The organism is Serratia sp. CY31944, assembly GCF_052169175.1.
Classification (GTDB): domain Bacteria; phylum Pseudomonadota; class Gammaproteobacteria; order Enterobacterales; family Enterobacteriaceae; genus Serratia; species Serratia sarumanii.
In genome coordinates this window covers 87,700-112,949 of record NZ_JBJNLG010000012.1, presented here as the reverse complement: position 1 = coordinate 112,949, position 25,250 = coordinate 87,700, and the positions used below count along the sequence as shown (strand labels likewise).

The window sequence follows — 25,250 nt, the reverse complement described above, 5'->3', positions numbered from 1 at the left end:
GCGCTCATTCACAAGGTAAACTAGCGAAATAAACGATTTCCGGTGAATGAAGCATGAAGAACAAGCCCCCTCTGAGCCAAGACGAACAACAGCTCTTCAGAGAGTCGGTGGCGGGCGCGAAAAAGCTGCGCCAGGACACCATCGTCCACCGCCCGCCGAAACCCAAGGTCAAACAGATTGCCCCGCAGCGGCTGCTGCAGGAGCAGGTCGATGCCAGCTATTATTTTTCAGATGAATACCAGCCGCAGCTGGAAGAAGAAGGCCCGACGCGCTACGTGCGCCCCGGCAGCAGCCCGTATGAACTGAAGAAGCTGCGACGCGGCGATTACTCGCCGGAGCTGTTTCTCGATTTGCACGGCCTGACCCAGCTGCAGGCCAAGCAGGAACTGGGGGCGCTGATCGCCGCCTGCAAACGCGAACACGTGCACTGCGCCTGCGTGATGCACGGGCACGGCAAGCACATTCTCAAACAGCAAACGCCGCTGTGGCTGGCGCAGCATCCCGACGTGCTGGCGTTTCATCAGGCGCCGAAGGAATGGGGCGGCAACGCCGCCATCCTGCTGTTGGTGGAGCTGGCCGAGTAGCCCCGCAGAAACGACTCAGGGCGATGTCAGACATCGCCCTGAGTTTATTCCGCACCGCATCCGCGGTTCACACTTTGGCCATCACCTGCGACGGGCTGACCTGCCATTCAAACTTGCCGTAGCTGCCGTCCGCCGGCAGATCGACGTTGGCAATCGCCGAGGTCGCGAACATCGGCGGGCACTCGCCCGGGCACAGTTCGGCCACCAGATAGCCCACCAGCGGCAGGTGCGACACGATCAGCACCGAGCTCACCCCTTGTATCGCCAGCGCCTGCAGATAGCTGCCGACCTGTTCGGCGTTGCCGCCCGGCGTCAGCTCGGGCAGCACTTCTTCGCCCTCCGGCAGCGTCAAGGCTTCACGCACCGTCGCCAGCGTCTGTTCGGCCCGCAGATAGGGGCTGACCAGCACGCGTTCAATATCCACAGACTTGGTGTTCAACCAGGCCGCCATCTGACGGGACTCGTCGCGGCCGCACAGGGTAAGGGGCCTTACCGCATCGCTGGCTGCCTCGAGCGCCGCCTCTCCGTGACGCATAATCAAAACTTGCATATTGCACCGCTGTTGTTGACAAAGTAACGCTATACAGAAACGCCGTGCGTGCTGTACCGCCGAGTTTTACAACCCAAAGCCAAAGCTTTAAAACGATAACGCGCCGTCTCTTTATGGCGGCCGGGCATTTTGCCTGAAAGTTTGCCTAAAGAAAACGCTGTTTTTTACAGCAATCCTCCCCGGGCAAACCTCGATTGCTCACAGAACAATCAATTCAACGGATTAAATTTTAACCTTTCCGCCATGAAATTTATTGATGGCGGTCAAGCTAACTTACCGCTGCCGCAGCCTCGCTGTACAGCCTCACCGGCTGACGCTGTTGCAAGGAGTGATGGCGATCACAACGCGACCCTGTTGCAACTATAGTGCAAATCGGGCCGCCCTGCGTTCAGCTCCCCAGCGGGTAAAAGCGCTCGCCCTGCTGCGCCATGCGCTGCAGGCGTTCGCACGGGGCGAAATGCTCGCCGTGCTGCTGACGCAGGTAGTCCAGCGTCTTCACCACTTTCTCGGCGCCGAGCTCGTCCATATAGCGGAACGGGCCGCCGAGGAACGGCGGGAAGCCGATGCCGAACACCGCGCCGATGTCGCCGTCGCGCGCGCTGCGGATCACGCCTTCGTCCAGGCAGCGCGCCGCTTCGTTCAGCATCATCATCACGCAGCGTTGAGCGACGGTCGCCGGCAGCATGTGCGCCTTCGGCGTGACGCCGAGCAGCGTATACAATGAGGTATCCGCACGTTTGCGCCGCTGCCGCTGCTGCCCTTCGCTCGGGTAGAGATAGAAGCCGCGGCCGTTCTTGCGCCCTTTGCGCCCGTCTTTCAGCACCGCATCGAACGCGGCAGGCGCGGCGAAGCGCGGCCCCAGCGCCTCGACCAGTACCGGGATGATCTTGGTGCCGACGTCGATGCCCACTTCGTCCAGCAGGGTGATCGGGCCGACCGGGAAACCGAAGTCCACCAGCGCCTTGTCCAGCGACTCAATCGGCTCGCCTTCCAGCAGGCAGCGCGCCGCTTCGTTGATGTACGGCGCCAGGATGCGGTTGACATAAAAACCGGCGCTGTCACCCACCACGATGGCGGTTTTACCCTGCTTGTGCGCCAGAGCCACGGTGGTGGCGATGGTCTCTTCGCTGGTGCCGGCGTGCGGGATCACTTCCACCAGCGGCATCTTGTCCACCGGGCTGAAGTAGTGCAGGCCGATCACCTGCTGCGGCCGCTGGGCCTTTTCGGCGATGCGGCCGATAGGCAGCGAGGAAGTATTGGAGGCGAACACGGTATGCGGCGCGCAGTTGGCTTCTACCTCGGCCACCATCTGCTGCTTCAGCGCCAGATCTTCGAACACCGCCTCGACCACGATATCCACCTGTTCAAAGCCAGTGTAATCGGTAGAGCCGGAGATCAGCATCATCTGCTTTTGCCGTTCCGCCGGGCGCATGCGCTTGCGGCGCACCCGCTTGCCGAGCACGTCCCAGCTGTATTTCAGCGCATGGTTGATACCGGTTTCATTGATGTCTTTGATGCGAACCGGCAATCCGCCGCGGGTGGCGGTGACGCAGGCGATGCCGCCGCCCATCAGGCCGCCGCCGAGAATGCCGACGCGATGCAGGGCGTGCGGCTGGGCATTGCCGCCCCGCTCCTTTTTCAGCGCGGTGGAAGCGAAGAACAGGCTGCGCAGCGCCGCCGACTGCGGCGTCATCGCCAGCTCGCCAAAGGCGCGCGCTTCAGCCTCATAGCCGCTGGCGCTGCCGTGATCCAGCCCGGTGCGCACCACCTGAATGATGCGCTCCGCCGCCGGGTAGTTGCCGTGGGTTTTCGCCAACGTTTTCTTGCGCACGATGCTGAACAGCAGACTTCTGCCCAGCGGGCCGTTGAGCAGGCGATCCTGCCACGGTAGCTCGCGCTGATGCTTCCAGCCCTGCTTCACCCGCTCGATGGCGGTCTGCAACAGAATCGACTGCGGCACGGCGTCGTCCACCAACCCCATGCGCAGCGCCTGGCGGGCGCGAATGTGCTTGCCGGTCAGGATCATGTCCAGCGCCTTGGCGGCGCCAATCAGGCGCGGCAAGCGCTGCGTGCCGCCGGAGCCCGGCAGCAGGCCCAGCTGCACTTCCGGCAGCCCGAGCGCGGTTTTGTCATCCAGCGAACAGATGCGGCCATGGCAGGCCAGCGCCAATTCCAGGCCGCCGCCCAGGCAGGCGCCGTGAATGGCCGCCACTACCGGCACCGGGAACGCGGCGATCTGCGCCAGCGTGCTCTGCCCTTTCCTGGCCAGCGTTTCCGCCTCTTTGGCGCTGGTGCAGGCGGCAATCATAGTGATGTCGGCGCCGGCGATAAACGAGTCCGGCTTGCCGGAAACGATCACCAGCCCTTCCAGCGCGGTATGCTGCTGCGCCCGGATCAGCACGTCGTTGACCTGTTCGACGAACTCGGCCTTGAGCGTGTTCACCTTGTCGCCCGGCACGTCGATGGTGATCACGCCGATGTTGTCGGGGCGAATCGTCAGCTGAAAGGCCGACGGTTTGGCGCGCTGTTCATGCAATGCGTTTTCGAAGCTCATCATTCCACCTCCACGATCATCGCGGCCCCTAACCCGCCGGCGGCGCAGGCGGTGGTCAGGCCCAGCCCGCCGCCGCGGCGTTTCAGCTCATGCAGCGTCTGGGTGATCATGCGCGCGCCGGTGGCGGCGAACGGGTGGCCATAGGCGATGGAACCGCCCAAGACGTTGAATTTGTTCATGTCCACTTCGCCGATCGCCTGGCTGCGGCCAAGCTTCTCGCGGGCGAACTCTTCGCTGGCGAACATCTTCAGGTTGGCCAGCGTTTGCGCGGCGAAGGCTTCATGCATGTCGATGAGCGTCAGATCGGCCAGACCGATGCCGGCGCGATCCAGCGCCAGCGGCGTAGCGTAGGAAGGCCCCAGCAGCATGTCTTCCCACACGTCGATGGCGGCGAAGGCGAAGCTGCGCAAATAGCCCAGCGGCTGCAGCCCCAGCTCTTTGGCACGCGATTCGCTCATCATCAGCACCGCCGCCGCGCCGTCGGTCAGCGGCGTGCTGTTGGCCGCGGTGACGCTGCCATGCTTGCGATCGAACGCCGGCTTCAGCTTGGCGTAGGAAGCCAGGCTGGAATCTTTACGGATGTTGTTGTCTTCAGAAAGCTGCGCGCGGTAAGGCGGCACATAGGCGGTCATCACCTCGTCGCGCAGCCACCCTTCCCGCCAGGCCTTGGCCGCCAGCTCGTGGGAACGGTGCGCCAGCGCATCCTGCGCCTCGCGGGTGATGCCGTGGCTCTTCGCCATCTGCTCGGCGGTATCGCCCATGCGCAGGCCGGTGGAATACTCCGCCACCGCCGGCGGCACCGGCATCAGATCGCGGAATTTCAGCCGGCTGAACAGTTTGAGGCGCTGCGACAGCGTGCGCGCCTTGTTGACGTCCACCAGCGTGCGCGCCAGCGCCTTGCTGACGCCGATCGGCAAGACGGAAGAAGAATCCGCCCCGCCGGCGATGCCAACGCTGATGCTGCCGGCCATGATGCTCTCCGCCACGTTGGCGATCGCCTGGAAGCTGGTGGCGCAGGCGCGCGACACGCTGTAGGCGTCGGTATGGACGCTCATGCCGGTGCCGAGCACGATTTCACGCGCGATGTTCGGCGCCTCGGGCATTTGCACCACCTGGCCGAACACCAGTTGTTCGATAAGCTGCGGATCGATGCCGCTGCGCGCCAACAGCTCGCTCACCGCCGTTTTCCCTAAATCCACCGCCGGAATGCCGTGATAGGCAGTCGCCTGTTTGGCAAAGGGGGTACGCAGTCCATTCACAATCGCAATGCGGTCACCATGACGGGTCACCAACGGCAGTGCCTTACTCATAAATGCTCCTGAAGAAAATAACGTCAGCGCAATGGGCAGAAAGAGGTCTGACCTGATGAGGTCATTGTTAACCAAACGGTTACATTTGGCAAACCGGCAGAGATCAAAACTGCGAGCAGGCGCACTTTCTATCGGGGGCGGTGTGGGGAAAGGCAATCCCCGGCACGCGGCAGGCGGCGCCGGGGTAAAACGGGGATTAACGCAGGCCGAGCTGGAAGATCAGGGTTTCCGCCTGGCAGGCGAAGGTAAAATCGGCCTCCAACTGCACGCCGCCGTCAACCGGTTTAATGCTACTGCTGATGTCACAAGGGTCGGATTCGACCGCGCGTGCCTTTTCGCTCAGGGCGGCCAGCATCGCCTCCGCATCTTGTTGATTGCTGAACACCTGGCTGTAGGACGCGGTGCAATCGGTGTTATCCATCACGGTGCCGACATCCACACAGCAACACGCGGCGGTTTCCTGGGCGCTGCATTTATTAATTGCATCTGACATGATTGGTTCTCCTCAAAGGCCTCGGTTATCAGCCCAAATTGCCGTTTTACTCACCGGCACAAAGCTACAAAATTCTGCAGGTATTTTACGCTTCCACGCCGGCAATCACTAGCACTTACTTTTAATGGGTGTTTTAAGTGATGGAAATCACAAATAAAAATGAGCGCCTGCTAAGGAATGGTAAGAATTTTGTTATTTACCGCTGGCGTTTTGTTAAGCAGATCTCTTTTTTGATATCAGGTTGGAAATATTTCAAAAACAAACTTGCAACATTTTCACAGGTCAGACCTATACTTCAGCCACTGGTCTGATTTGTCTGAACGATAACGGACCCTACAATCCCGCGCTCCTTGTTACCTCGTGTAACAATAGTTTAAATAATAAACACATAATGAGGTTTTGGTCATGAGCCAGAAAAACCTATTGACTAAATCAGCTCTCGCAGCTGCAGTGGCAATTATCTCTTCAAACGTGTCTGCCGCAGGATTCCAGCTGAATGAGTTCTCATCAGCTGGTTTAGGACGTTCGTATTCTGGCGAAGGCGCCATGGCGGATACGGCGGCCTCGGCAAGCCGCAACCCGGCGTTGCTGATGATGTATACCCGCCCGGAACTTTCTTTCGGCGCGGTCTTCATCGACCCGGACGTTGACATTACCGGTCAATCCCCTTCCGGCGCCAGTTTGGATTCGAAAAACATCGCGCCGACCGCCTGGGTGCCGAACCTGCATTATGTTCACCCGATTAACGATCAGTTCGCCGTAGGCGGCTCGGTCACCAGCAACTACGGTCTGGCGACAGAATTCAACGACGGCTATACCGCCGGCGCTTACGGCGGCAAGACCGATCTGACCACCCTCAACCTGAACCTCAGCGGCGCATACCGTCTGAATCAACACTTCAGCTTCGGTCTGGGCTTCGATGCGGTGTACGCCAAAGCCAAACTGGAACGTTACGCCGGTGAACTGCCGAAGCTCATCGCCGGTTCCGGCCAATTACCGCCGCAGCTAGCCGGCCCTGTTTCGCAGATCCCGGCAGATACCCAGATTTCGCACCTGAAAGGCGACGAATGGGGCTTCGGTTGGAACGCCGGTATTCTGTACGAAGTGGATGAAAACAACCGTTACGGCCTCACCTACCGCTCTGAAGTGAAAATCGACTTCGACGGCGACTACAAGAGCAGCCTGCCTTCAGCCTTCAACCCGCTGCTGGCCTCTCAAGGCCTTCCGTGGGGCACCAACGGCAACACCATTCCGGGTTCTCTGAGCCTGCACCTGCCGGAAATGTGGGAGCTGTCCGGTTACAACAAAGTGGCGCCGCAGTGGGCCATCCACTACAGCCTGGCCTACACCAGTTGGAGCCAGTTCCAGGAGCTGAGAGCCACCGGCAACAACGGCCAAACGCTGTTCGAGAAGCATGAAGGCTTCAAAGACGCTTACCGCATCGCGCTGGGTACCACCTACTTCTACGACGACAACTGGACCTTCCGTACCGGTATCGCCTTCGATGACAGCCCAGTGCCAGCACAGAACCGTTCGATTTCCATTCCGGATCAGGATCGCTTCTGGCTGAGTGCCGGTACCACCTATGCGTTCAACAAAGACGCGTCGGTCGACGTCGGCGTTTCCTACATGCACGGCCAGAAAGTCACCATCAAAGAAGGCCCTTACACCTTCAACTCTGAAGGTAAAGCCTGGCTGTACGGCGCCAACTTCAACTACCGCTTCTAATCTCGCCTGAGATGGACGCCAAAGCGCCCCGCGGGGCGCTTTTTCTTTGCCTGCCGCGTGCCGCCGGCATAAAAAACCCGCCTGCCGGCGGGTTTTTCATTGGCGTGACGCCCGTGATTACTGCGAGTCGATCTCGTCCAGTTCGCCCTGAATCGCCTTGGCGTTCGGGTTCTCTTCCGGCTTGAGCGAGCCGCCGTTGGCGATGAAGTCGTGGCGCTGGAAGTAAGCTTCGCGCACCATGATGTAAGGATCGGAGGAGTTGCGCAGCAGGCCGTCGGAATCCAGCAGCTGGGCGCGGGTTTCGATCCCCTCGACCACCCATTTACCCGCCGACATCCAGAAGGTAAGGTAGCTCAGCATCGGATACAGCGTATCCGCAAAGTCGCCGCCGTCTTCACGCAGGGTGAAGCTGCCGTAGCCCGGCAGCATCACGTACGGGCCGTAACCCACATCGTAATGCCCCAACGTGCTGCCGAAGCGGTTCGGCTCTTCGCGCGCCAGTTTCGGGTTGGCCATGCCGGCCACGTCGATCAGGCCGCCCATCCCGAGCAGGGTGTTCAGGAAGAAGCGGTTGAAGTGAATCATCCCGCGGTAAGGGTCGCCCTTGAGGAAGGCGTTGACCATGCTGGCCGGCTCTTCCAGGTTGGAGGTGAAGTTGCTGATGCCGTTACGCGCCGGCATCGGCACGTAGTCACGCCAGGCCACCGCGACCGGACGCAGGATATAGGGATCCAGGACGTTGTAGTTGAAGTCGAACATCGTCCGGTTGAATCCTTCCAGAGGATCGGAACGCCCTTGCGGATCGTTGTCTGGCGCGCTGGCACAGCCCACCAGTAATACCGTTGCGAATGCCACCCCAGTCAGGCGAAAGTTCATATTTTTCTCCATAAAAACACGTTCGGTCTTATTTTTCAGTGACCTGCTTGTTTATCTGAACGCTAACCTGCTCTTTACCGCTGAATGTCTGCAGCGAGCTTTCGCCGAACCAGTCCCCCGGCTGCGGCGTGGCCAATCCGTCCTGTGAGAGGCGCACACGCACCTGCACCTGATGCTGCGCCGAGAGCAGACGCTCGGGCATCATGGCGTTGCTGTCATCCAGAGAGAAAGACAGCGGAAAACGGCTCAGCGGCAATTGTTTTACCGCCACCGGCACCGAGCTGACGCCGTCAGTGACCGAAATGACCAGCGTCCCCTGCGCCGGCAAGGCTTTCGCCGCCTGCGGTGACAGCGAAACGGTCACATTCAGTTTAACATTTTCTCCGCCTGCCTGGGCTTTTGCTTGTGCAATGCTGCGCTTTATCACTTCCGCGCGCGGATCGTTGGCCGGCAGCAGCTGCAGCATCACCTGCCAGGCGCCGATCGCCTGCTTGAAATCGCCCTGTTCGAAGGCATTGAACGCCAACAGGCTCAGCACCCGCGGATCGCCGTGGTTTTCCGCGATCATGCGCCGCAGCAGCTGCGTCGCCTGCTTGTTATCCTCCGGATCGTTGGAGCGCGTCAAGACCTCGGCATAGCCGAGCCGCACTTCCAGACTATTCGGATCCAATTGATAAGCATGGGCAAACGCCTGCGTGGCGGTGGTGGCGTTGTTCAACGCCATGCCGACGCGCCCCAGCATCATCCAGTCGTTGATGTTGCGATCGTCCTGCTGCAGCGCGGTGCGCAGCCCCAGCCCGAGGCGGGCGATCTCTTCCATGCTCAGCGGTTTGGCGCGCTCATTGGCAACGCGCTCGCGCAATTCCGGCATTTGCGCCTGCACCAGACGCCAGTCCAGCACCTGCGCCAATCCGCCGGTTTTCAGATAAAAGCCAACGGTCACCGCCAGCAATAACAGCACGCCCGGCACCAGCGCCCAACGATTGATCGGTTTCGCCTGCGCCGCTTGCTCGGCCGGGATGTCGTTCAACAGGTTCTGTTGCAGCTCTTTCACCAGCTCCGGGCGCTCGGCCACCACGCCCTGCTGCTCGTCCTGCTCCAGCTCGCTGAGACGATCCTGATAAAAAGCCTTGTTCAACGCATCGCGCGTGGCGGCGCTCTGCTTGCCGTGGCGCATTGCCGGCACCACCAGCAACGCGGCGGCGCCGGCCAGCAACACGCAAATAATCAGCCAAAAAGCCATTAGGGTTTCTTCCTGTCAGTCTCTTGCAACAGCGCCGCCAGGCGCTGCCGTTCCCGTTCGGAGAATGCATCGTCCACCGCCGCGTCGGGCCGGCGCCGGGTGCGCAGGATCACCACCGCCCCGCCGATCAGCACGAACAGCAGCGGGCCGATCCACAAGATCAGCGTCGCCGGCGTTACCGGCGGCTCGTAGGTGACGAAGTTGCCGTAGCGCGCCACCATGTAATCAATGATCTGCTGCTTGCTTTGCCCCTGCATCATCAGCTCGTACACCTTGGTGCGCATGTCGGCGGCGATGATGGCGTTGGAATCGGCAATGCTGTTGTTTTGACATTTCGGGCAGCGCAGCTGTTCGGTCAACTCGCGATACTGCTGCTCCTGCTCGACGGAGTTGAAGCGATAGGTATCGATCGCCGCGGCGGCGCTCCAGCTCAGCAGCGCGGCGCACAGCAGGACAATCAGCCTCATGCCTCACCTCCGTACTTTTTATACAGCGGCAGCACTTCCTGCTGCCAGACGCGCTCATTCATGTCACCGGCGTGGCGATAGCGAATAATCCCCTGGCCGTCGATGAGAAAGGTCTCCGGCGCGCCGTACACCCCGAGATCCAACCCAAGCATGCCGTCGCCGTCGTACAGGCTGAGGGCGTAGGGATTGCCGAGGGAATTCAGCCAGGTCACCGCCTTGGCGCGATCGTCTTTATAGTTCAGGCCGACCACCCGCACGCCGCGCGCCGCCAGCGTGTTGAGATACTGGTGTTCCGCGCGGCAGGTCGGGCACCAGGTGGCCCAGACGTTGAGCAATATCGGCTTGCCGTCGCGCAGCACCGCCTGATCGTAGGTTTTGCCGGGCTGATCCAGCGATTCCAGCCTGAAGGTCGGCACCGGCTTGCCGATCAGCGCCGATTCCAGCATGGTCGGATCTTCGCCGCCGGCGTTGCGCGTCAACTGCACCATCAGCGCCGCCACCAGCAGCAGGAAGAGGACCAACGGGATAAACAGCAGCTTGCGCTTCATGATTGCGCCTCCAGCTTGCCTTCGCGCTTGAGTTTTTTGCTCATGCGGTAACGCGGGTCGAGGATGCACAGCAGGCCGCCGATCGCCATAAAGACGCCGCCGAACCAGATCCAGCGCACAAAGGGTTTGTAATACAGGCGCACCGCCCAGGAACCGTCCTCCAGCTCTTCGCCCAGCGCCGCGTACAGATCGCGGCTGAAACCGCCGTCGATCGCCGCCTCGGTCATCATGCTGCGCGCCACGCTGTAATAGCGTTTCTCCGCGCGCAGCGTCGCCTCCGGCTTGCCGTTGCGCGTGACGTCGATGATGCCGACGCCGCCGCTGTAGTTCGGGCCGCGAATGTCATGCACGTCGCGGAACACGAAGTGATAGTTGTGGATATCCACGCTGTCGCCGGCCTTCATCCGCACGTCGCGCTCCACGCTGTAGTTCTGGCTGAAGGCGATGCCGATCACCGTCACCGCCACGCCGAGGTGGCCGAGCACCATGCCCCAGTGGCTGCGGGACAGCTGCCGCAGGTCGCGCCAGAAACCGTGACGGTGGGTGGCACGCTCATGCAGTTCCATCAGCGTCAGGATGATCACCCACAGCGCCATGATCAGGCCCACCACCGTCATGCCAGCGATGCTGTCCTGCAGCAGCCACGGCAGCAGAATCGACAGCGCCAGCGTCGCCAACAGCGCCACGCCGAGGCGGCGCCACAGCTTGCTCGGCTCATCGCGGCGCCAGCGCACCAGCGGGCCGATGCCCAACAGCAGCGCCAACGGCGCCATCAGCCAGGTGAACATGGTGTTGAAGAACGGCTCGCCGATCGAGATGCTGCCCAGCCCCAGCTGTTTGTGCACCAACGGCAGCAGCGTGCCCAACAGCACCACCAGCATGGCGGCGATCAGCAGCACGTTGTTGCCCAGCAGGAAGGTCTCGCGCGAGAAGGTCTCGTGCTGCACCCGGCTGCGCACCTGGCCGCCCTTGACCGCGTACAGCAGCAGCGAACCGCCGATCACGATCACCAGATAGGCGAGGATAAACATGCCGCGCGCCGGATCGGAGGCGAAGGAGTGCACCGAGACCAGCACGCCGGAACGCACCAGGAAGGTGCCCAGCAGGCACAGCGAAAAGGCGGTGATCGCCAGCAGCACCGTCCAGGCTTTGAACGTGCCGCGTTTTTCGGTCACCGCCAGCGAATGCATCAGCGCAGTGCCGGCCAACCACGGCATAAAGGAAGCGTTTTCCACCGGATCCCAGAACCACCAACCGCCCCAGCCCAGCTCATAGTAGGCCCAGGCCGATCCGAGCACGATGCCCAGCGTGAGGAACACCCAGGCGGCGGTGGTCCACGGGCGCGACCAGCGCGCCCAGGCGGTGTCGAGCCGGCCGGCCATCAGCGAGGCGATGGCGAAGGCGAAGGCGACCGAGAAGCCGACATAGCCCATATACAGCAGCGGCGGGTGGAAGATCAGGCCGATATCCTGTAGCAGCGGGTTGAGATCGCTGCCGTCGATCGGGAAGTTCGGCAGCGTGCGGGTGAACGGATTGGAGGTCATGATGATGAACAGCAGGAAACCGGCGGTGATCATCCCCATCACCGACAGCACCCGCGCCACCGCATCCTGCGGCATCGCCCGGCTGCACAACGCTACCGCCAGCGACCAGCAGCTCAGCAACAGCACCCACAGCAGCAGCGAACCTTCATGCGCCCCCCAGGTGGCGGCGATACGGTAATACACCGGCAGCCGGGTATTGGAGTTGGTGGCCACGTAGGCGACGGTAAAATCGTTGACCACGAAGGCGTGCACCAGGCACAGAAACGCCAGCGCTATCGCGGCGAACATGCCGTAGGTCAGCGGCCGGGCCACCGCCATCATGCGGCTGTCCTGCCGCGCCGCGCCCCACTGCGGGTAAATGCTCAGCAGCAGCGCGATCGCCAGCGCCAGGCACAGCAGAAAACTGCCCAGTTCCGGCATCATGACTTGGCGCCCTCCGCCTGCGGCGCGTTATACGCTTCCGCCGGGCCTTTGTGGTTCTCTTTCATCGCGTCGGCCACTTCCGGCGGGGTGTATTTCTCGTCGTGTTTGGCCAGCACTTCGCGCGCATTGACCACGTTGCCCTCACCCAGCACCCCCTGCGCCACCACGCCCTGCCCTTCGCGGAACAGGTCCGGCAGAATGCCGGTGTAGGTCACGCCGATCGCGCCGCGCGCGTCGTAAATCTTGAAGCTGACCTGCAGCGTATTGGGATCGCGTTTCACCGAGCCCGGCATCACCATGCCGCCGATGCGCAGCCGCTGGCCGACCTCGGGCTTCTCATGATTTTCGCCCTTGCCCTGCAAAATTTCACCCGGGGTATAGAACAGATCGATATTGGAGCGCAGCGCGTACAGCATCAGGGTCGCGGTCAGCGCGATGCCGATCAGCACAACGATCGCCAGATAAAGGCGGCTTTTACGACGTGGATTCACAATGATTTCTCCCGCGGTGCGGCGGATTTTTGTTTTGATTGTTGCGCATGGCGAATGCGCCGCTCGCGCGCCTGACGGCGGCCGATCTCGGCGAGCAGCTGGCGCCGTTGCCAGACGGTGTGCGCCACCAGCCCCAACAGCGAAATCAGCGTGGCGGCGACCGCCAGCCAGACATAGAAGGCGTAACCGCCCATGGCGAAAAACGCCGACCAGGAATCGAATGCGGCATTCATGACTGACGCTCCTTATTCACCAGCCCGGCGACCCACGGGCGCTGGCGCTCCTGGAACAGGATCAGATTGCGCAGGCGCATCAGCGTCAGCGTGACGAACAGCAGCAGGTAGCCGAGGATCGCCCAGCGCAGCGGGGTGCGCATACTGGGCGCGATGGACTGCTGCATGTTGGTCGAACCCTGATGCAGCGTATTCCACCATTCGACCGAGAAATGGATGATCGGGATATTCACCACACCCACCAGCACCAGAATCCCGGCGGCGCGGCCCGCCAGGCGGCGGTCTTCGAAAGCGTTGTACAGCGCGATGACGCCCATATAGAGGAACAGCAGCACCAGCTCGGAGGTCAGACGCGCATCCCACACCCACCAGGTGCCCCACATCGGCTTGCCCCAGGCGGAGCCGGTCACCAGCGCGATAAAGGTGAACACCGCGCCGATCGGCGCCATCGCCGCCACTACGGTATCGGACATTTTCATCTGCCACACCAGGCCGATAAACGCCGCCACCGCCATCGAGGCGTAGATGCCCATCGACCACATGGCCGCCGGCACGTGAATATAAATGATGCGGAAGCTGTCGCCCTGCTGATAATCCTTCGGCGCGAAACCAAAGCCCCATGCCCAGCCAAGCAGCAGGCAAGCCGCCGCCGCCAGCCCCAGCCAGGGGATAAAGCGGCCGCAGACGTGATACAGCCGTTCAGGCCGCGCCAGTTGATGTAACCATTTCCACATTGTCGTCAGTGCTCACGGTAATTTTTATGCGTCGGCCGCCCCGAGCGATCGAAACGGCGAAAATCTTCTGCGGGGTACGCTCTTGTCGGCCTTGCCCGTCTGTTCATTCAATACGTTAGCTAGTGCACGCTCACTCGCAGCGCCGCCGCGGTGGCAAACGGCGCCAATGTCACGCTGCCCGCCAGCATCGCGCCAAGTATCGCCAGGTAACCGTCGATCGGCATGCCCATCGAAGCGGCGTCGATCGCCCCGGTGGCGAAGATCAGCACCGGAATATACAGCGGCAGCACCAGCAGGCTGAGCAGCACGCCCCCTTTGCGCAGGCCGACGGTCAACCCCACGCCGATAGCGCCGATCAGGCTCAGCGTCGGCGTGCCGAGCAGCAGCGTCCCCGCCACCGCCAGCCAGGTCTGCATATCGAGTGACAGCAGCAGCGCCACCAGCGGCGACAGGATCAGCAGCGGCAGACCCGTCACGACCCAGTGAGCACACACTTTGCCCAGCACCGTCATCGGCAGCGGCGTCGGCAGCAGCAACAGCTGCTCCAGCGAGCCATCGAGGAAATCATCGCGAAACAGCCGCTCCAGCGACAGCAGCGAGGCCAGCAGCGCCGCCACCCACACGATGCCCGGCGCAATGCGCGCCAGCAGCTGCGGCTCCGGGCCAATCCCCAACGGGAACAGCGTGATCACTATCAGGAAAAACCACAGCGGGTTGACGATCTCCGAGCCTTTACGGCAGGCGATCTTCAGTTCGCGGCGCACCAGGGTCAAAAACATCACAAACTCCCCGCGTCGTGTTCCGCCAAACGAACTTTGCCCACCGTTTGGCCGACGCCGGCCAAATCCTGATGGGTGGTCAACAATACCATGCCGCCCCGCTGCGCATGTTGTTCAAAAAGGCTAATCAACTCGGCCACGCCCTGTTTGTCGATCGCCGTCAGCGGTTCATCAAGGATCCACAGCGGCGCCGCGCTGAGCCACAGCCGCGCCAGCGCCACGCGCCGCTGCTGCCCGGCGGAAAGCTGCGCCACCGGCAGATCCTCGTAACCCACCAGCCCCACCTGCTCCAGCGCGCGCCAGATGGCCTGATGCTCGGCCGCGCCGCGCACCGCTTGATAAAACTGCAGATTTTCGAAGGGCGTCAATACGGCTTTGATGCCGGGCTGATGGCCGATAAACAGCAAATCTTGCTGGTAATTCGCGCGATCGCGCAGCGTGTTGCGCCCGCGCCAGCACACCTCGCCGCCGTCCGGCCGCGCCAGGCCGGCGAGAATGCGCAGTAAACTGGTCTTGCCCGCGCCGTTCGGCCCTTCTACCTGAATGATATCGCCCGGCTGAACTGAAAAGCTTAGCTCGCTAAACAGGATGCGCTCATCGCGCACGCAACTCAGACTTTTGGCTTCCAGCATCGGGGAACTCATATTTTTCTTTGGGATAGCGAATCATAGCATAAGCCTTTCCCCGCACGCAGCCCGCGGCGGGCGCGCCGACGGGCCAATATGGCGAGCAGGATCAAGAATGCGTGGAAAAAATCGGCGGATTTTAACTCTTGTTACCTTTTTCTGTATTTCGCCGCATTTAACTACGCTTAATGACGTGAACTCACCCTTATGAAGCAGGAGCGACAGCATGAACGAACAGCGACGCCAGGAGCACGAGCCGGATGAGACGATGCAGGTAGAGAGCGAAGAACAGGAACAGGGCAAGCGCGAAATCGAAGTCAGGGAAGAAAATCTGCCTTCGCGCGCGGCGGCGGTGCATGAACAGATCCGGATGGAAGGCGAAAAAGAGCTGGAGCGCGACTGGCTGGCATTGCTGTGGTCGGCGATCGCCGCCGGGCTGTCGATGGGCGCCTCGCTGGCGGCAAAGGGCATTTTCCACGCCCGCCTGCCGGACGATCCCAGCCGCTTTTTTATCGAGAACCTCGGCTACACCTTCGGTTTCATCATTGTCATCATGGCGCGCCAGCAGCTGTTTACCGAAAATACCGTCACGGCGGTATTGCCAATCATGCATAAACCCACGCCGCGCAACCTGCTGATCCTGCTGCGCCTGTGGGGGGTGGTGCTGCTCGGCAACCTGATCGGCACCGGGCTGGCGGCGCTGGCGTTTACCCATATGCCGCTGTTCGACGCCGAGACGCGCGGCGCCTTCATCAGCCTGGGCGAAGAGGTGATGCGCCATACGCCGGGAGAAATGTTCGCCAACGGCATCCTGGCCGGCTGGATCATCGCCACCATGGTGTGGATGTTCCCGGCCGCCGGCGCGGCGAAAATCTGGGTGATCGTGCTGATGACCTACCTGGTGGCGATTTGCGATCTGACCCATATCGTGGTCGGCTCTGTCGAGATCCTCTATCTGGCGTTCAACGGCGCGATTGAATGGCAAGAATTCATTTACCCGTTCGCCCTGCCGACGCTGGCGGGCAACATCATCGGCGGCACCTTTATCTTTGCGCTGATAAGCCACGCGCAGATCCGCAACGATTTGAGCGCCAAAAATCGGGCGGCGCGTCTGCAAGAGGAAAAACGGCGCCACGGCGGGGAAAAACCGTGATCGCCGTCGGTTAGCCGAGGAAATTTCGGCATGAACTGGCGAGGTATTGAGCAAACGCGCCGCTAAGCGCTTATTCTGCGGGTAAAAAAAGGTATAATGCCCCGGCAGCTTCGGTTGCCGGCCCGCAGCGTCCCCGTAGTTAAACGGATATAACAAGCCCCTCCTAAGGGCTAGTTACTGGTTCGATTCCAGTCGGGGACGCCATTCTTTCTTGTCCAGCCATTCCCCGTCATCTGCACCCGCAATTCGCCCTTTTCCCCCGTTCAGATTCGATTTCCCCCGAGTGTTATGATTGGCATTAATTAAAAAACTTAATATCCGTCGGAGTAGAAACCGTCGTCGCCTGCCCTCTGGCCTGCAACTCGCCCTTCTCATCATCGAAATCGAACAACATAACGGTATTGGTAAACACATTCGTCACATAGAGATGGTTACCGCCGGCATCGAAAGCGAGCGCACGCGGCTCAATGCCGCCGGCCTCATAGCGCGTTGGCACATCTGGCAGCCCATCCTCGCCAATTTTTAATACCAGCAGGTGGTTATCGGCACCGCGATTGGTGGCAATAAGATATCTGCCGCTCGGGCTGAGGATTATTGCCCCACCGCTTTTCGCCTCCGCTGAATCCTGCCCGCCGTTCAGTTTCACCTTCCCTTGCCGCGTCAATCGATGGTCGCTGACGGCAAACACCTCAATTTCACTCGCCATTTCAGTGATGACGTAGGCGTATTCCCCTTCTGGCGAGAACGCCATGTGCCGTGGGCCGGCGCCGGGTGCGAAGGCGACATCGCGCGAAGCATCCGCCTGCAAAGGCTGCGCGTTGTCCGAGCGATAGCGGTAGGCGCGCAGCTTGTCCCCGCCGAGATCCGCCGCGTACAGGTATTGGCCATCGCGGCTGAAGGTGGTGGAGTGCGCATGGCCCCCTTCCTGGCGCCCCTGCACGGCGCCGGAGCCGGGCGTGAACGGAAAATGCTGCACCCGTTCTCCCAGTTTGCCGTCGCCGCCAATCGGTAATACCGTCACCCCCGCGCCGACTTTGGCGACGGAGTAGTTGGCGACAAACAGAAACTTGCCATCCGGGCTGAGGGTGGCATGCGTCGGCTGCCGGCCCGCGCTGCTCACCGTATTCAGCACCCGCACGGCGCCGTCTTTGTCTATCGCCAAGGCAGTGACCGTTCCCGCGTTCTCCTCATTGGTGACATAGGCGAAACGGCCATCGCGAGATTTTACGATCCATGACGGGCTTTTCATTTTAATCACGTCGAGCAGCGTTAATGTGCCGTCGCCATTAACCGCCAGACGATAGAGGCCTTCACTGGGGTGCGCCGGTTTCTGCACCGCAGGCGCATCCGGAATATGGGTCCAGGTGCCGACTAACGCTATTTGCTGATGCTCCCGATTATTTGCCATCGCATTTCCTGAAAACATGAAAAGAGTTAATGCCAACGCGAATTGAATGGCCTGCCTGGCTAAACCGGCCACGCTCGCTCCGCCAGACACAGACAATGTCAAAGGTAGCATACGGCGCGCATAATGACGCTTATTCATCGAATCGGGGGATTTCTCTATACTCATGATATTTCCTTTTCTCAACGCTACGCTACAGGAATAAGTATATCGACATTGACGACGCGACTGTGTAAATGCTCATGTCTATATAGTTCGATAAAAAAACTTTCTCTCACCTTGACATTGATAGCCGGCAGATAGGCGTCATAGATATCTGCAAAAAAATCAATGTACTCAGACAACTCACCCATAAAGGGGATGACAATATATTTCCCCATGGGTATATAGAAGTTAAATATGGAATGAAAAACCTCTTGCTCCTTGCCGTTTGAATGCCATTTTCCCGCTCTGTTGTTTTCCGCACGATAAGCCTTCCCATGCTTGCTTAACCATTTCTCATTAGTCTGCGTAATGTCACCGGCATCTCTGTATTTCCTTATGGAGTGGAAGATCAATGCCTTGTACTGCTTTAACAGCTCGATATCATCCGGCATGACCGTGTGATAAAAATAGGGTTTCTTGTCAATGCCATACGGTGGGATCTGGGTGGAAAAATCCCATCCCCGGCTGTTCCTAAAGCTGTTGGGCGTTTCGCCAAAGAAACGTTTAAACGCCCGCGTGTAACATTGCTGAGAGGCAAAGCCCGATGCCAAGGCGACATCCAATATGTTCCCTTGATGTTGTTTAAGCAAGATTGCGGATCTGCTCAGCTTTCTGTTTCTGATATAAGTCCCTAACGTAATGCCAAAATAATGTTTAAACAGCCGCTGTAAATGCCATTTAGAGTAACCCGAGATAATAGACACTTTCTCAACGGAAAGTCCCTCTATAATATTCTTCTCCATATACTCTAACACCTGTAAAAGAATATCTTTTCGATAGTCCATGCGCGCTCCTTGCCTTTATAAAAATCGTGTCCTTTTCATTAAAATCGTTAACCAACCAAACCAAGTCATTAAGATTAATCCTAAAAAAATCACCCTGACAACGCCATTTTTACGGCATGGGAAAAGTCATCATATAAATAACTGAAAATGATCATGTTATATAAATATGCTTGCGAAAAACACGTGAATAAAAAATGCGCCACGCAAAGTGCATCCATTAAAGATGCATTTGCCACGCCAGGGCAAATCACACTTTATGTTAATTGTTTTATCTTAAAGTGTTTTTTTACATCCCAATTGCATGACCAAATAGGAATTTCATCATTGCAAATTAAAATACATTTTATAATCAGGCTGACTGATAAAACTTATTGAGGCTAATAAATAAAAGCATGAACAGCGTTTGAAAAGAAGATAGGGACAGGCTCATTTTCTGAACATCGGGCCAGAAAATCACAGATCGTAATAGGGAGCTTCTTTTATCTTTTTTCCTGCGCTGAGAAGAACCGATGTTTTAACACATCTTGCTAGATGCCCTATTTTACCCTCCACGCCAATTGGGGCGCTACTTTGCCCACCGTGAACCGCCGGCCCTCCAACGTAAAAGCCTCATGCCGACTCGCACCGTGCGTTGTTGCCAGAATAGCCTGATTGCCCAGTAAAAAGCCCAGCCTATAAGGCCGGGCCTTTCATTAACGGCCTGATTAATCAGCCAGGTTGTCGATCTCTGCGGATCTATGCTTGCGCAACAGATACAGCAGCAAAGATACCCGCCGCTCGGTGCGTTCCGGGGTATCCGGCGGCAGGTTGTAGCGCAGGGTGTAGCGCTCGTTATTCTCGTTGCAAAAATCGATGACGAGCACGGGCGCAGAGGCCCCCGCTACTTTTCGATAATTCAGCGAGATGCACGACAGGTTTTTTTTCATCTCAACTTACCGCGACAGTGCGGCGGGTTGATTCGGCAATCCGCCCCACGCCGGCGCTCAGCGCGGCGCCCAACAGCAGCATCAACAGCGAACCCCACGCGGCGCGCGACAGCTGTTTGGCCGCTTCGTCGGCCGCTTCACGCGCTTTCTGCTCGGCCTCGGCCTTGAGTTTTTCCACTTTCTGCACCGCCTGCTGGTAAGCCTGAGCATAGTTATCGACGATTTGACTCGCTTCATCGCGGCTTTTGCCGGTGCGCGCCGCAACGATATTCACCAGCGCATCCTTGTCGGCGGCGCTCAACGTCGGCTCACCGGACTGCTTGACGCGGTCGAACCACTGCTTGAGCTCGGAGGCGGCCTGCGCCGGATCGGCAGCCGCGTCCATGGCCGATTGCTTGCCGTCGGCGGTCGCCCTATCGGCCTTCTGTTCCAACCGAGCCGGATCCAGTTCCGGCTTGCCGGTCTGCTTGAGCGTGGCGTTCAACTGGTTTTCCAGGCTTCCCCAGTCAAGGCTGATGCCCTTTTTATCCAGCTGTTGCTTGAGGCCTTCGCCCACGTTTGGCGCCGCCGCCGCCAGGCCGCTGCCCGCCAGCGAAAGCCCTTTGCCCACCGCGCTGCCCGCCAGCCCCACCACGCCACTCGCCAATGAAACCACCAGCCAGGTGGTCAGCAAGGTGGTGATCGCCCAGCTCAGCAGGCCATGCAAGCCGCCGCGGTTCGGTGCGGTGCGGCCGGCGACGAACGCGCCTGCGGCCAGCGACGCCAGCGTTGAAACCAGCAGCCAGATCCCGGTGCCGGTGCCAAAGCCGCTCAGCGGGTTACCCTTTTGCATCATATCCACGGCCTGGGCGCCGATAGCCGTGCCCAGCACGCTGAAGATCAGATAAGTCACCAGCGCCACGGCACTCCCGGCCAATATCGAGCCCCATGACACCTGAAACGCAAAGCGATTTGATTCATAGACAGTGGTCATCGTTGTTCCTTATATTTTCTGGACAAGTGATTGCACGCACGGCGGATAACCGCGCAGACAGATGCAGTCTGCCGCGCGGCGTCGTCGGCCGTCCCGGTTCATTTGCGCCAGAATGACTAGTGCATTCACACCCTGCGAATACGCACGTTATGCACTAAGCTGCTCAGCGAGTAGCGTAACCCGCGGCCCCGGTCAGAGGCCGCTCCCTTCTGTCTAGCGGAGAACACATGAGCCAATCCGTCCTGGCCAGCGAAACCCACCGCGGCCACCTGCAGCAAATCATCTCCGGCTTGTCCGACGGCGTGATCCTGACGGATACCGATCGAACGCTGCTCTGGGCCAACGAGGCCGCGTTGGCCATGCATGGCGTGAGTCATCAGAAAGCCCTGGGAGCCAATGCCGGCGAGTACGCGGCGCGTTTTGCCCTGCGCTATCGCAACAATCATCCGCTGGCTTTGGAACAGTATCCGCTGAACCGGGTTGCCGATGGCGAGACCTTCACCGATGTGGTGGTGGAGGTTCGGCAGGCCGACGATCCGGACAGCTTCTGGGTGCACCGCCTGCGGAGCCTGATTATCACCGATGCGCAGGGGCAACCGGAGCTGCTGGCGCTGATCCTGAGCGACGCGACGGAGTGGGCCAGCGCCGAACAGCGCTTTGAAAAAACCTTCAACGCCAATCCGGCGCCGGCGGTCATTTGTCGGCTAAGCGACCTGCGCTACGTCAAGGTCAACCAAGGGTTCCTCGATATGACCGGTTACCAACGTGAACAGGTCATGGGCCGTTCGGTTTATGAACTCGACGTTTTGGAACAGGCGGAGCACAAAGATCTGGCGATACAGCGCCTGGGGGAAGGCGCCACCATTCCACAAATGGAGGCCGAGCTGAAACTGCCCGGTGGCGGAAGCAAGCTGGTGGTGGTTGCCGGCCAACCGCTGGACATCAATGAAGACGACTGCATGCTGTTCACTTTTACCGATCTCGAACCCCGGCGCCAGGCGGAATCGGCGCTGCGGGAAAGTGAAGAGCGGTTCGCCAAGGCATTTCGCCTGAGCCCGGTGCCGACGTTGTTGTGTACGGCGCACGAGCGGCGCGTGCTGGACGTCAACGAAGCCTTCACCCGCACCACCGAGTACGACGCCGAAGCCTTGATCGGCAAGACGATCGATGAGATCCCGTTTATTGACGATCCCGAGGCGAACCGCCGTTTGTTTGCCGCGCTGGAAAAAAGCGGCAACGTCGAAGGGCTGGACATCCGGGTGCGCAAGAAAGGGAGCGAGTCGATCGACTGCGTGGCCTCGGCGGATGCCGTCAGCATCCACAATGCGCCCTGCTACCTGCTGGTGCTCATGGACATTACCGAACGCAAACGCTCGGAGCTGGAGCTGGTCAGCGCCATCGAAGAAGTGATGCAGGACGCCTCCTGGTTCAGCCAAACCCTGATTGAAAAACTGGCCAACGTGAAAAGCATCAACCGGCCCGATCAGGCCGGATTGACCGCCAGCGATCTCACGCCGCGCGAGCGCGATGTGCTGGAATTGATTTGCGAGGGGCTGCCGGACAAGAAAATCGCGGCGCGTCTCAATCTGGCGCTCAACACCATTCGCAACCATGTCGCGACGGTCTATTCCAAGCTTGGCGTGCACAGCCGCAGCGAAGCCATCGTCTGGGCCAGAGAACGCGGGCTGTTTACCGGCGGGCTGGCCGCCAGGAACGGCAAGTAGCCTGCAAATGCACTATCCGCACCGATGCAAACGCCCCTTATAGGCTCAAAGTGAAGTGCATAACATGGAGGTGCAAATGCAGGCTTTCGCCCTGTGCGGAAGCCAAACGGATCGAACCTTAGGAGCGCATCACAATGAACAGCGAAAAAGCCAATGGCATGATGGAAAAAGTGGCGGGCAAGGCGCAGGAAATGGCGGGCGACGTCACCGGAAACCCACGTTTGCAGGCCGAAGGCGCCACGCGCTATGCAGCGGGCGCGCTGCAAGAAAAATACGGCGACGCCCTGAGCTGCGCCGGCAGCATGATGAAGAAAAACCCCCTCGCCGCATTAGCCCTCATTGCCGGCGCTGGCCTGTTGACCGGCCTGCTGCTGCGCCGCCGTTGATACGCGCCGGCGAGCAAACCGTCTTTCCCTGAATGCCGCGCCCGGTTAACGACAACCGGGCGCGGTGCTATCGGCCAACGGGCAATGCCGTGCGAGCATATGGCCTTTTCGATTTATTCATCCGTTACGCCGACAATGATGATTAACGGCTATTCAGCGGCATCGGGTTATTATGGCGAAACGGCGATATCCCTCATGGAATAGACGGCATTCTTTTTCATACCGTCGCACGCCGCCTTTACTCACTGCTTAACGACAGCCATTTTATTTTCCTCGCGTATTCCTGATTTTTATCGTCTTCTCAACCCAAACCCCTCGGCGGTTATTTACGGCCTTGGTGCAATAAATCGGCTTACCCTCAACATCATTAAAACCATCAGGTTAAAATTCGACTCCATTCGTCAACCTGGGTTTATCCTCCTCTCCATTAAATGTTAAGATCGCTGTATTGCGCGCACGGAGAAATAGCATGTTCCCCACTAAAAAACATTCACTGCGGGCCACCCCGCTGACCAGCTATCAATTTTCCCGGCTGCATACTTTCGAATGCGTCGCCCGTCATTTATCTTTTGCGCTGGCGGCGCAAGAATTGTCGATCACCCCCAGCGCCGTAAGCCACCGCATTAATTTGCTCGAAAAGGAGTTGGGTTTTCTGCTATTCCAGCGCTTTCATCGCAGAATTACCCTGACGCCGGAGGGCGAGCGCATGCAATGGGCGCTGGACAGCTCCTTCAACACGCTGAATCAGGAAATTCTGGACATCAAGAATCGCGAGCTGACGGGGACATTGACCCTCTACTCGCACCCGTCTCTGGTGCAATGCCTGTTGCTACCGCGCATCGGCGATTTTATCGCCCAGCACCCCACCATTCACCTCAACATTCTGACCGGGCAAGAGATCATCAACCTGGCCAACCGCGGCGTGGACTTGGCGATGTACTTCGGCAAACTGCCCTCGGGGCGGCATCTGGACGAGGCCTTTATGCAGGAATCGATGGTGCCGATCTGTACGCCGCAGTACGCCGCCGCACATAGCCTGTACGATGCGCCGGAAAATTTGGCCCACTGCACGCTGCTGCACGATCGCTACAACTCCGGCGAAGACGAGTGGCAAACCTGGTCGCAACACTTTGCGCTGGGGCTGGATACCGACAGCAAAAGCATGGAGTTCGACCGTTCCGATCTCGCGGTGCTGGCCGCCACGCGACACCTTGGCGTCGCCATGGGGCGGCTCAATCTGGTGCAGGACTGGATCAAAAGCGGCGAGCTGATCATTCCGTTCACCGACATGACCGTGCCCTGCGAGCACTGCTATTTTACCTCGACCATCTCCGAGCGGCAGTGGCCGAAAATCCTCGCGTTTAAGCAGTGGATCATGAAAATCGCCCCTCTGGTCTGATGGCCGGAGGGCTAGCGCATTATTTTAGGGGAATAAGAAAAATTCAGCGCGCAGGCGTAGAGCCGGCCGGCCTTTGAATAAGAGATATATTTGCGGTTTTTATCCCAGGCCAGCAGGGAGTTATTGGCAAAATAATAAACCTCCAATTGCATCCCATTAGCCAACCTCGACCAGCCTCGGCTTCGTATCACGGTAAAATCACCGTTATCGCCGAGCGTAATCAGCGGCACGCCCCAGGCATAGCGGGATATTTGCAGCTGAATAATGAATTGGCTTTCGCAGCTTATTTGGTAGTTCTGTACATCAACATCCATAATTTATATTTTTGGTGCCACCCTTCGGTAAAAATAAATAAGATAAGAACAACTCACCACGCTTAACACCAGCGCGATCAGCAAACAGGCGCACAGCGTGGCGCGATCCCAAGTGAAGCGCTGGCCGCGGCGGCAGCCCTGCCGTCGATTCCGATTCTCGCATTCATAATAGGGTTCTCGCCGCCGCGAGAATAATAACAGGCTACCGTCGCGTTATTCTTTGTACACCACGATTTCCTGATAAAGCTTAATCACCTCACCATCGCTGTCGACGGAGTCGGTATATTCGGTTTGCTGCGCCAAATGAATCACCTTCCATCCTTTGCGTGCTAATTCGGGGATCGTCAGGCGCCCCACGCCGCGGCAGGAAAACAGGGTGTCGTCAGACAACCTCAGCTTACTAACCTCTGCATAATCATAGGCTTGAGAATGGCAAACGTGCGACTCCGCCGCCATCGCCGGCAGTGAAAACAGCCCCACTAACAACATTAACAGGTTTCTCATGGCGACCTCCCAATCGCTTATTCATGCCGGCCGATTACGCAGACAAAGGCTGACGTTAATACGCCGGCGAAAGGCTCGAATTAATTCTCTCTTGCACGGCTGAAATTACAGGCTGGCGCCGGTGACTGACAAATGAAAAATATAAACCTTGGCGTTAGATGAATTCATCCGAATCGCCAGACATGCGCAACGGCGCTTTTCACCGCACGAAATGGTTAAAAACCGGTCGATAATTAGCAAGAAAAGTAATTCTTTATGTCACTGTTTATGTTACAAATGCCGCCCGCCGCTAAC

26 protein-coding genes and 1 tRNA gene are annotated in these 25,250 nt (G+C 59.2%); 7 read left to right on the top strand and 20 right to left on the bottom strand.

The features are described from left to right. The first annotated feature begins 53 nt into the window (after positions 1 to 53). Positions 54 to 584, top strand: a complete 531-nt coding sequence (gene smrB / locus ACJ8IN_RS14125) for an endonuclease SmrB (protein ID WP_033635388.1) — start codon at positions 54 to 56, stop codon at positions 582 to 584. A gap of 67 nt (positions 585 to 651) precedes the next feature. Here smrB and sixA read toward each other — a convergent pair whose 3' ends face one another. The 4 genes from sixA to ACJ8IN_RS14105 form a co-directional block, all read right to left on the bottom strand. After that, positions 652 to 1,134, bottom strand: a complete 483-nt coding sequence (gene sixA / locus ACJ8IN_RS14120) for a phosphohistidine phosphatase SixA (protein ID WP_308325933.1) — start codon at positions 1,132 to 1,134, stop codon at positions 652 to 654. Positions 1,135 to 1,522: 388 nt separating this feature from the next. Further along, entirely contained in the window at positions 1,523 to 3,688 is a 2,166-nt protein-coding gene (fadJ, locus tag ACJ8IN_RS14115) for a fatty acid oxidation complex subunit alpha FadJ (protein ID WP_308326154.1), read from the bottom strand. Next, entirely contained in the window at positions 3,688 to 4,998 is a 1,311-nt protein-coding gene (gene fadI, locus ACJ8IN_RS14110; RefSeq protein ID WP_308325934.1) for an acetyl-CoA C-acyltransferase FadI, read from the bottom strand. The genes fadJ and fadI overlap by 1 nt, the downstream gene beginning before the upstream one ends. A gap of 196 nt (positions 4,999 to 5,194) precedes the next feature. After that, a complete protein-coding gene (locus ACJ8IN_RS14105; protein WP_072145088.1) occupies positions 5,195 to 5,491 on the bottom strand; it encodes a YfcZ/YiiS family protein in 297 nt (98 codons plus the stop codon). 405 nt (positions 5,492 to 5,896) lie between these two features. On the opposite strand from ACJ8IN_RS14105, the gene fadL reads away from it, so the two are divergent. After that, positions 5,897 to 7,219 carry a long-chain fatty acid transporter FadL gene (fadL, locus tag ACJ8IN_RS14100; protein ID WP_033648086.1) on the top strand — a complete coding sequence of 441 codons (1,323 nt, stop codon included), beginning with the start codon at positions 5,897 to 5,899 and terminating at the stop codon, positions 7,217 to 7,219. 117 nt (positions 7,220 to 7,336) lie between these two features. Here the strand turns inward: fadL and mlaA are convergent, their stop codons facing one another. The 10 genes from mlaA to ccmA form a co-directional block, all read right to left on the bottom strand. After that, on the bottom strand, positions 7,337 to 8,095 hold the full coding sequence (mlaA, locus tag ACJ8IN_RS14095; protein ID WP_033635394.1) for a phospholipid-binding lipoprotein MlaA: 759 nt from the start codon (positions 8,093 to 8,095) through the stop codon (positions 7,337 to 7,339). 28 nt (positions 8,096 to 8,123) lie between these two features. Continuing rightward, positions 8,124 to 9,338, bottom strand: a complete 1,215-nt coding sequence (gene ccmI, locus ACJ8IN_RS14090; protein WP_047571136.1) for a c-type cytochrome biogenesis protein CcmI — start codon at positions 9,336 to 9,338, stop codon at positions 8,124 to 8,126. After that, on the bottom strand, positions 9,338 to 9,805 hold the full coding sequence (locus tag ACJ8IN_RS14085; protein ID WP_049233953.1) for a cytochrome c-type biogenesis protein: 468 nt from the start codon (positions 9,803 to 9,805) through the stop codon (positions 9,338 to 9,340). Before ACJ8IN_RS14085 ends, ccmI begins: the two co-directional genes overlap by 1 nt. Beyond that, positions 9,802 to 10,353, bottom strand: a complete 552-nt coding sequence (locus ACJ8IN_RS14080) for a DsbE family thiol:disulfide interchange protein (protein WP_015378623.1) — start codon at positions 10,351 to 10,353, stop codon at positions 9,802 to 9,804. The genes ACJ8IN_RS14085 and ACJ8IN_RS14080 overlap by 4 nt, the downstream gene beginning before the upstream one ends. Further along, a complete protein-coding gene (locus tag ACJ8IN_RS14075) occupies positions 10,350 to 12,320 on the bottom strand; it encodes a heme lyase CcmF/NrfE family subunit (protein WP_308325935.1) in 1,971 nt (656 codons plus the stop codon). Before ACJ8IN_RS14075 ends, ACJ8IN_RS14080 begins: the two co-directional genes overlap by 4 nt. Beyond that, positions 12,317 to 12,811 carry a cytochrome c maturation protein CcmE gene (gene ccmE, locus ACJ8IN_RS14070; RefSeq protein ID WP_004936264.1) on the bottom strand — a complete coding sequence of 165 codons (495 nt, stop codon included), beginning with the start codon at positions 12,809 to 12,811 and terminating at the stop codon, positions 12,317 to 12,319. Before ccmE ends, ACJ8IN_RS14075 begins: the two co-directional genes overlap by 4 nt. Continuing rightward, the gene (gene ccmD / locus ACJ8IN_RS14065; RefSeq protein ID WP_004936267.1) at positions 12,808 to 13,044 is read right to left on the bottom strand and encodes a heme exporter protein CcmD; all 237 of its coding nucleotides are present in this window, start codon (positions 13,042 to 13,044) and stop codon (positions 12,808 to 12,810) included. The genes ccmE and ccmD overlap by 4 nt, the downstream gene beginning before the upstream one ends. After that, the gene (locus ACJ8IN_RS14060; protein WP_004936270.1) at positions 13,041 to 13,778 is read right to left on the bottom strand and encodes a heme ABC transporter permease; all 738 of its coding nucleotides are present in this window, start codon (positions 13,776 to 13,778) and stop codon (positions 13,041 to 13,043) included. Before ACJ8IN_RS14060 ends, ccmD begins: the two co-directional genes overlap by 4 nt. Positions 13,779 to 13,897: 119 nt before the next feature. Next, positions 13,898 to 14,557, bottom strand: a complete 660-nt coding sequence (ccmB, locus tag ACJ8IN_RS14055; RefSeq protein ID WP_025303731.1) for a heme exporter protein CcmB — start codon at positions 14,555 to 14,557, stop codon at positions 13,898 to 13,900. Continuing rightward, positions 14,557 to 15,189, bottom strand: a complete 633-nt coding sequence (ccmA, locus tag ACJ8IN_RS14050; protein ID WP_033653721.1) for a cytochrome c biogenesis heme-transporting ATPase CcmA — start codon at positions 15,187 to 15,189, stop codon at positions 14,557 to 14,559. The genes ccmB and ccmA overlap by 1 nt, the downstream gene beginning before the upstream one ends. 220 nt (positions 15,190 to 15,409) lie before the next feature. Here ccmA and ACJ8IN_RS14045 point away from each other — a divergent pair, with 220 nt between their 5' ends. Together ACJ8IN_RS14045 and ACJ8IN_RS14040 are read left to right on the top strand one after the other, a co-directional pair. Continuing rightward, on the top strand, positions 15,410 to 16,336 hold the full coding sequence (locus ACJ8IN_RS14045; RefSeq protein WP_033653720.1) for a formate/nitrite transporter family protein: 927 nt from the start codon (positions 15,410 to 15,412) through the stop codon (positions 16,334 to 16,336). A 129-nt stretch (positions 16,337 to 16,465) separates the two neighbouring features. Beyond that, positions 16,466 to 16,540 (top strand) — tRNA-Arg (locus ACJ8IN_RS14040). A 94-nt stretch (positions 16,541 to 16,634) separates the two neighbouring features. Here ACJ8IN_RS14040 and ACJ8IN_RS14035 read toward each other — a convergent pair. The 4 genes from ACJ8IN_RS14035 to ACJ8IN_RS14020 all read right to left on the bottom strand — a co-directional run bounded on the left by ACJ8IN_RS14035 (position 16,635) and on the right by ACJ8IN_RS14020 (position 20,629). Then, positions 16,635 to 17,909 carry a lactonase family protein gene (locus ACJ8IN_RS14035; RefSeq protein ID WP_308325936.1) on the bottom strand — a complete coding sequence of 425 codons (1,275 nt, stop codon included), beginning with the start codon at positions 17,907 to 17,909 and terminating at the stop codon, positions 16,635 to 16,637. 20 nt (positions 17,910 to 17,929) lie between these two features. Continuing rightward, entirely contained in the window at positions 17,930 to 18,730 is an 801-nt protein-coding gene (locus ACJ8IN_RS14030) for a helix-turn-helix domain-containing protein (protein ID WP_308325937.1), read from the bottom strand. A gap of 704 nt (positions 18,731 to 19,434) precedes the next feature. Further along, positions 19,435 to 19,656 (bottom strand): hypothetical protein, encoded by a 222-nt coding sequence (locus tag ACJ8IN_RS14025; RefSeq protein ID WP_004936288.1) that lies wholly within the window; start codon positions 19,654 to 19,656, stop codon positions 19,435 to 19,437. Between the two features lies 1 nt (position 19,657). Continuing rightward, the gene (locus ACJ8IN_RS14020; RefSeq protein ID WP_041036124.1) at positions 19,658 to 20,629 is read right to left on the bottom strand and encodes a hypothetical protein; all 972 of its coding nucleotides are present in this window, start codon (positions 20,627 to 20,629) and stop codon (positions 19,658 to 19,660) included. A 227-nt stretch (positions 20,630 to 20,856) separates the two neighbouring features. On the opposite strand from ACJ8IN_RS14020, the gene ACJ8IN_RS14015 reads away from it, so the two are divergent. The 3 genes from ACJ8IN_RS14015 (at position 20,857) to dsdC (ending at position 24,138) form a co-directional block, all read left to right on the top strand. Beyond that, on the top strand, positions 20,857 to 22,353 hold the full coding sequence (locus ACJ8IN_RS14015; RefSeq protein WP_033653717.1) for a helix-turn-helix transcriptional regulator: 1,497 nt from the start codon (positions 20,857 to 20,859) through the stop codon (positions 22,351 to 22,353). A gap of 134 nt (positions 22,354 to 22,487) precedes the next feature. Then, positions 22,488 to 22,739: a CsbD family protein gene (locus tag ACJ8IN_RS14010; RefSeq protein ID WP_033648096.1), complete on the top strand. Its 252-nt coding sequence runs from the start codon at positions 22,488 to 22,490 to the stop codon at positions 22,737 to 22,739. Between the two features lie 469 nt (positions 22,740 to 23,208). Beyond that, positions 23,209 to 24,138 carry a DNA-binding transcriptional regulator DsdC gene (gene dsdC / locus ACJ8IN_RS14005; protein WP_060424386.1) on the top strand — a complete coding sequence of 310 codons (930 nt, stop codon included), beginning with the start codon at positions 23,209 to 23,211 and terminating at the stop codon, positions 24,136 to 24,138. A gap of 11 nt (positions 24,139 to 24,149) precedes the next feature. Here dsdC and ACJ8IN_RS14000 read toward each other — a convergent pair whose 3' ends face one another. After that, positions 24,150 to 24,452 (bottom strand): hypothetical protein, encoded by a 303-nt coding sequence (locus ACJ8IN_RS14000; RefSeq protein WP_041036126.1) that lies wholly within the window; start codon positions 24,450 to 24,452, stop codon positions 24,150 to 24,152. A gap of 213 nt (positions 24,453 to 24,665) precedes the next feature. Beyond that, positions 24,666 to 24,956: a hypothetical protein gene (locus ACJ8IN_RS13995; protein WP_015378635.1), complete on the bottom strand. Its 291-nt coding sequence runs from the start codon at positions 24,954 to 24,956 to the stop codon at positions 24,666 to 24,668. Between the last annotated feature and the right edge of the window lie 294 nt (positions 24,957 to 25,250).

What these genes read in the sequence shown, in the direction of transcription:
- ACJ8IN_RS14080 (WP_015378623.1), bottom strand. Translation starts at nt 10,353, where the DNA reads ATGAAGCGCAAGCTGCTGTTTATCCCGTTGGTCCTCTTCCTGCTGCTG.
- ACJ8IN_RS14035 (WP_308325936.1), bottom strand. Translation starts at nt 17,909, where the DNA reads ATGAGTATAGAGAAATCCCCCGATTCGATGAATAAGCGTCATTATGCG.
- fadJ (WP_308326154.1), bottom strand. Translation starts at nt 3,688, where the DNA reads ATGAGCTTCGAAAACGCATTGCATGAACAGCGCGCCAAACCGTCGGCC.
- ACJ8IN_RS14000 (WP_041036126.1), bottom strand. Translation starts at nt 24,452, where the DNA reads ATGGATGTTGATGTACAGAACTACCAAATAAGCTGCGAAAGCCAATTC.
- ACJ8IN_RS14060 (WP_004936270.1), bottom strand. Translation starts at nt 13,778, where the DNA reads ATGTGGAAATGGTTACATCAACTGGCGCGGCCTGAACGGCTGTATCAC.
- ACJ8IN_RS14105 (WP_072145088.1), bottom strand. Translation starts at nt 5,491, where the DNA reads ATGTCAGATGCAATTAATAAATGCAGCGCCCAGGAAACCGCCGCGTGT.
- mlaA (WP_033635394.1), bottom strand. Translation starts at nt 8,095, where the DNA reads ATGAACTTTCGCCTGACTGGGGTGGCATTCGCAACGGTATTACTGGTG.
- ACJ8IN_RS14025 (WP_004936288.1), bottom strand. Translation starts at nt 19,656, where the DNA reads ATGAAAAAAAACCTGTCGTGCATCTCGCTGAATTATCGAAAAGTAGCG.
- smrB (WP_033635388.1), top strand. Translation starts at nt 54, where the DNA reads ATGAAGAACAAGCCCCCTCTGAGCCAAGACGAACAACAGCTCTTCAGA.
- ACJ8IN_RS14030 (WP_308325937.1), bottom strand. Translation starts at nt 18,730, where the DNA reads ATGGACTATCGAAAAGATATTCTTTTACAGGTGTTAGAGTATATGGAG.
- ACJ8IN_RS14015 (WP_033653717.1), top strand. Translation starts at nt 20,857, where the DNA reads ATGAGCCAATCCGTCCTGGCCAGCGAAACCCACCGCGGCCACCTGCAG.
- ACJ8IN_RS14010 (WP_033648096.1), top strand. Translation starts at nt 22,488, where the DNA reads ATGAACAGCGAAAAAGCCAATGGCATGATGGAAAAAGTGGCGGGCAAG.
- ACJ8IN_RS14020 (WP_041036124.1), bottom strand. Translation starts at nt 20,629, where the DNA reads ATGACCACTGTCTATGAATCAAATCGCTTTGCGTTTCAGGTGTCATGG.
- fadL (WP_033648086.1), top strand. Translation starts at nt 5,897, where the DNA reads ATGAGCCAGAAAAACCTATTGACTAAATCAGCTCTCGCAGCTGCAGTG.
- ACJ8IN_RS13995 (WP_015378635.1), bottom strand. Translation starts at nt 24,956, where the DNA reads ATGAGAAACCTGTTAATGTTGTTAGTGGGGCTGTTTTCACTGCCGGCG.
- ACJ8IN_RS14085 (WP_049233953.1), bottom strand. Translation starts at nt 9,805, where the DNA reads ATGAGGCTGATTGTCCTGCTGTGCGCCGCGCTGCTGAGCTGGAGCGCC.
- fadI (WP_308325934.1), bottom strand. Translation starts at nt 4,998, where the DNA reads ATGAGTAAGGCACTGCCGTTGGTGACCCGTCATGGTGACCGCATTGCG.
- dsdC (WP_060424386.1), top strand. Translation starts at nt 23,209, where the DNA reads ATGTTCCCCACTAAAAAACATTCACTGCGGGCCACCCCGCTGACCAGC.
- ccmA (WP_033653721.1), bottom strand. Translation starts at nt 15,189, where the DNA reads ATGCTGGAAGCCAAAAGTCTGAGTTGCGTGCGCGATGAGCGCATCCTG.
- ccmD (WP_004936267.1), bottom strand. Translation starts at nt 13,044, where the DNA reads ATGAATGCCGCATTCGATTCCTGGTCGGCGTTTTTCGCCATGGGCGGT.
- ccmB (WP_025303731.1), bottom strand. Translation starts at nt 14,557, where the DNA reads ATGTTTTTGACCCTGGTGCGCCGCGAACTGAAGATCGCCTGCCGTAAA.
- sixA (WP_308325933.1), bottom strand. Translation starts at nt 1,134, where the DNA reads ATGCAAGTTTTGATTATGCGTCACGGAGAGGCGGCGCTCGAGGCAGCC.
- ACJ8IN_RS14045 (WP_033653720.1), top strand. Translation starts at nt 15,410, where the DNA reads ATGAACGAACAGCGACGCCAGGAGCACGAGCCGGATGAGACGATGCAG.
- ACJ8IN_RS14075 (WP_308325935.1), bottom strand. Translation starts at nt 12,320, where the DNA reads ATGATGCCGGAACTGGGCAGTTTTCTGCTGTGCCTGGCGCTGGCGATC.
- ccmI (WP_047571136.1), bottom strand. Translation starts at nt 9,338, where the DNA reads ATGGCTTTTTGGCTGATTATTTGCGTGTTGCTGGCCGGCGCCGCCGCG.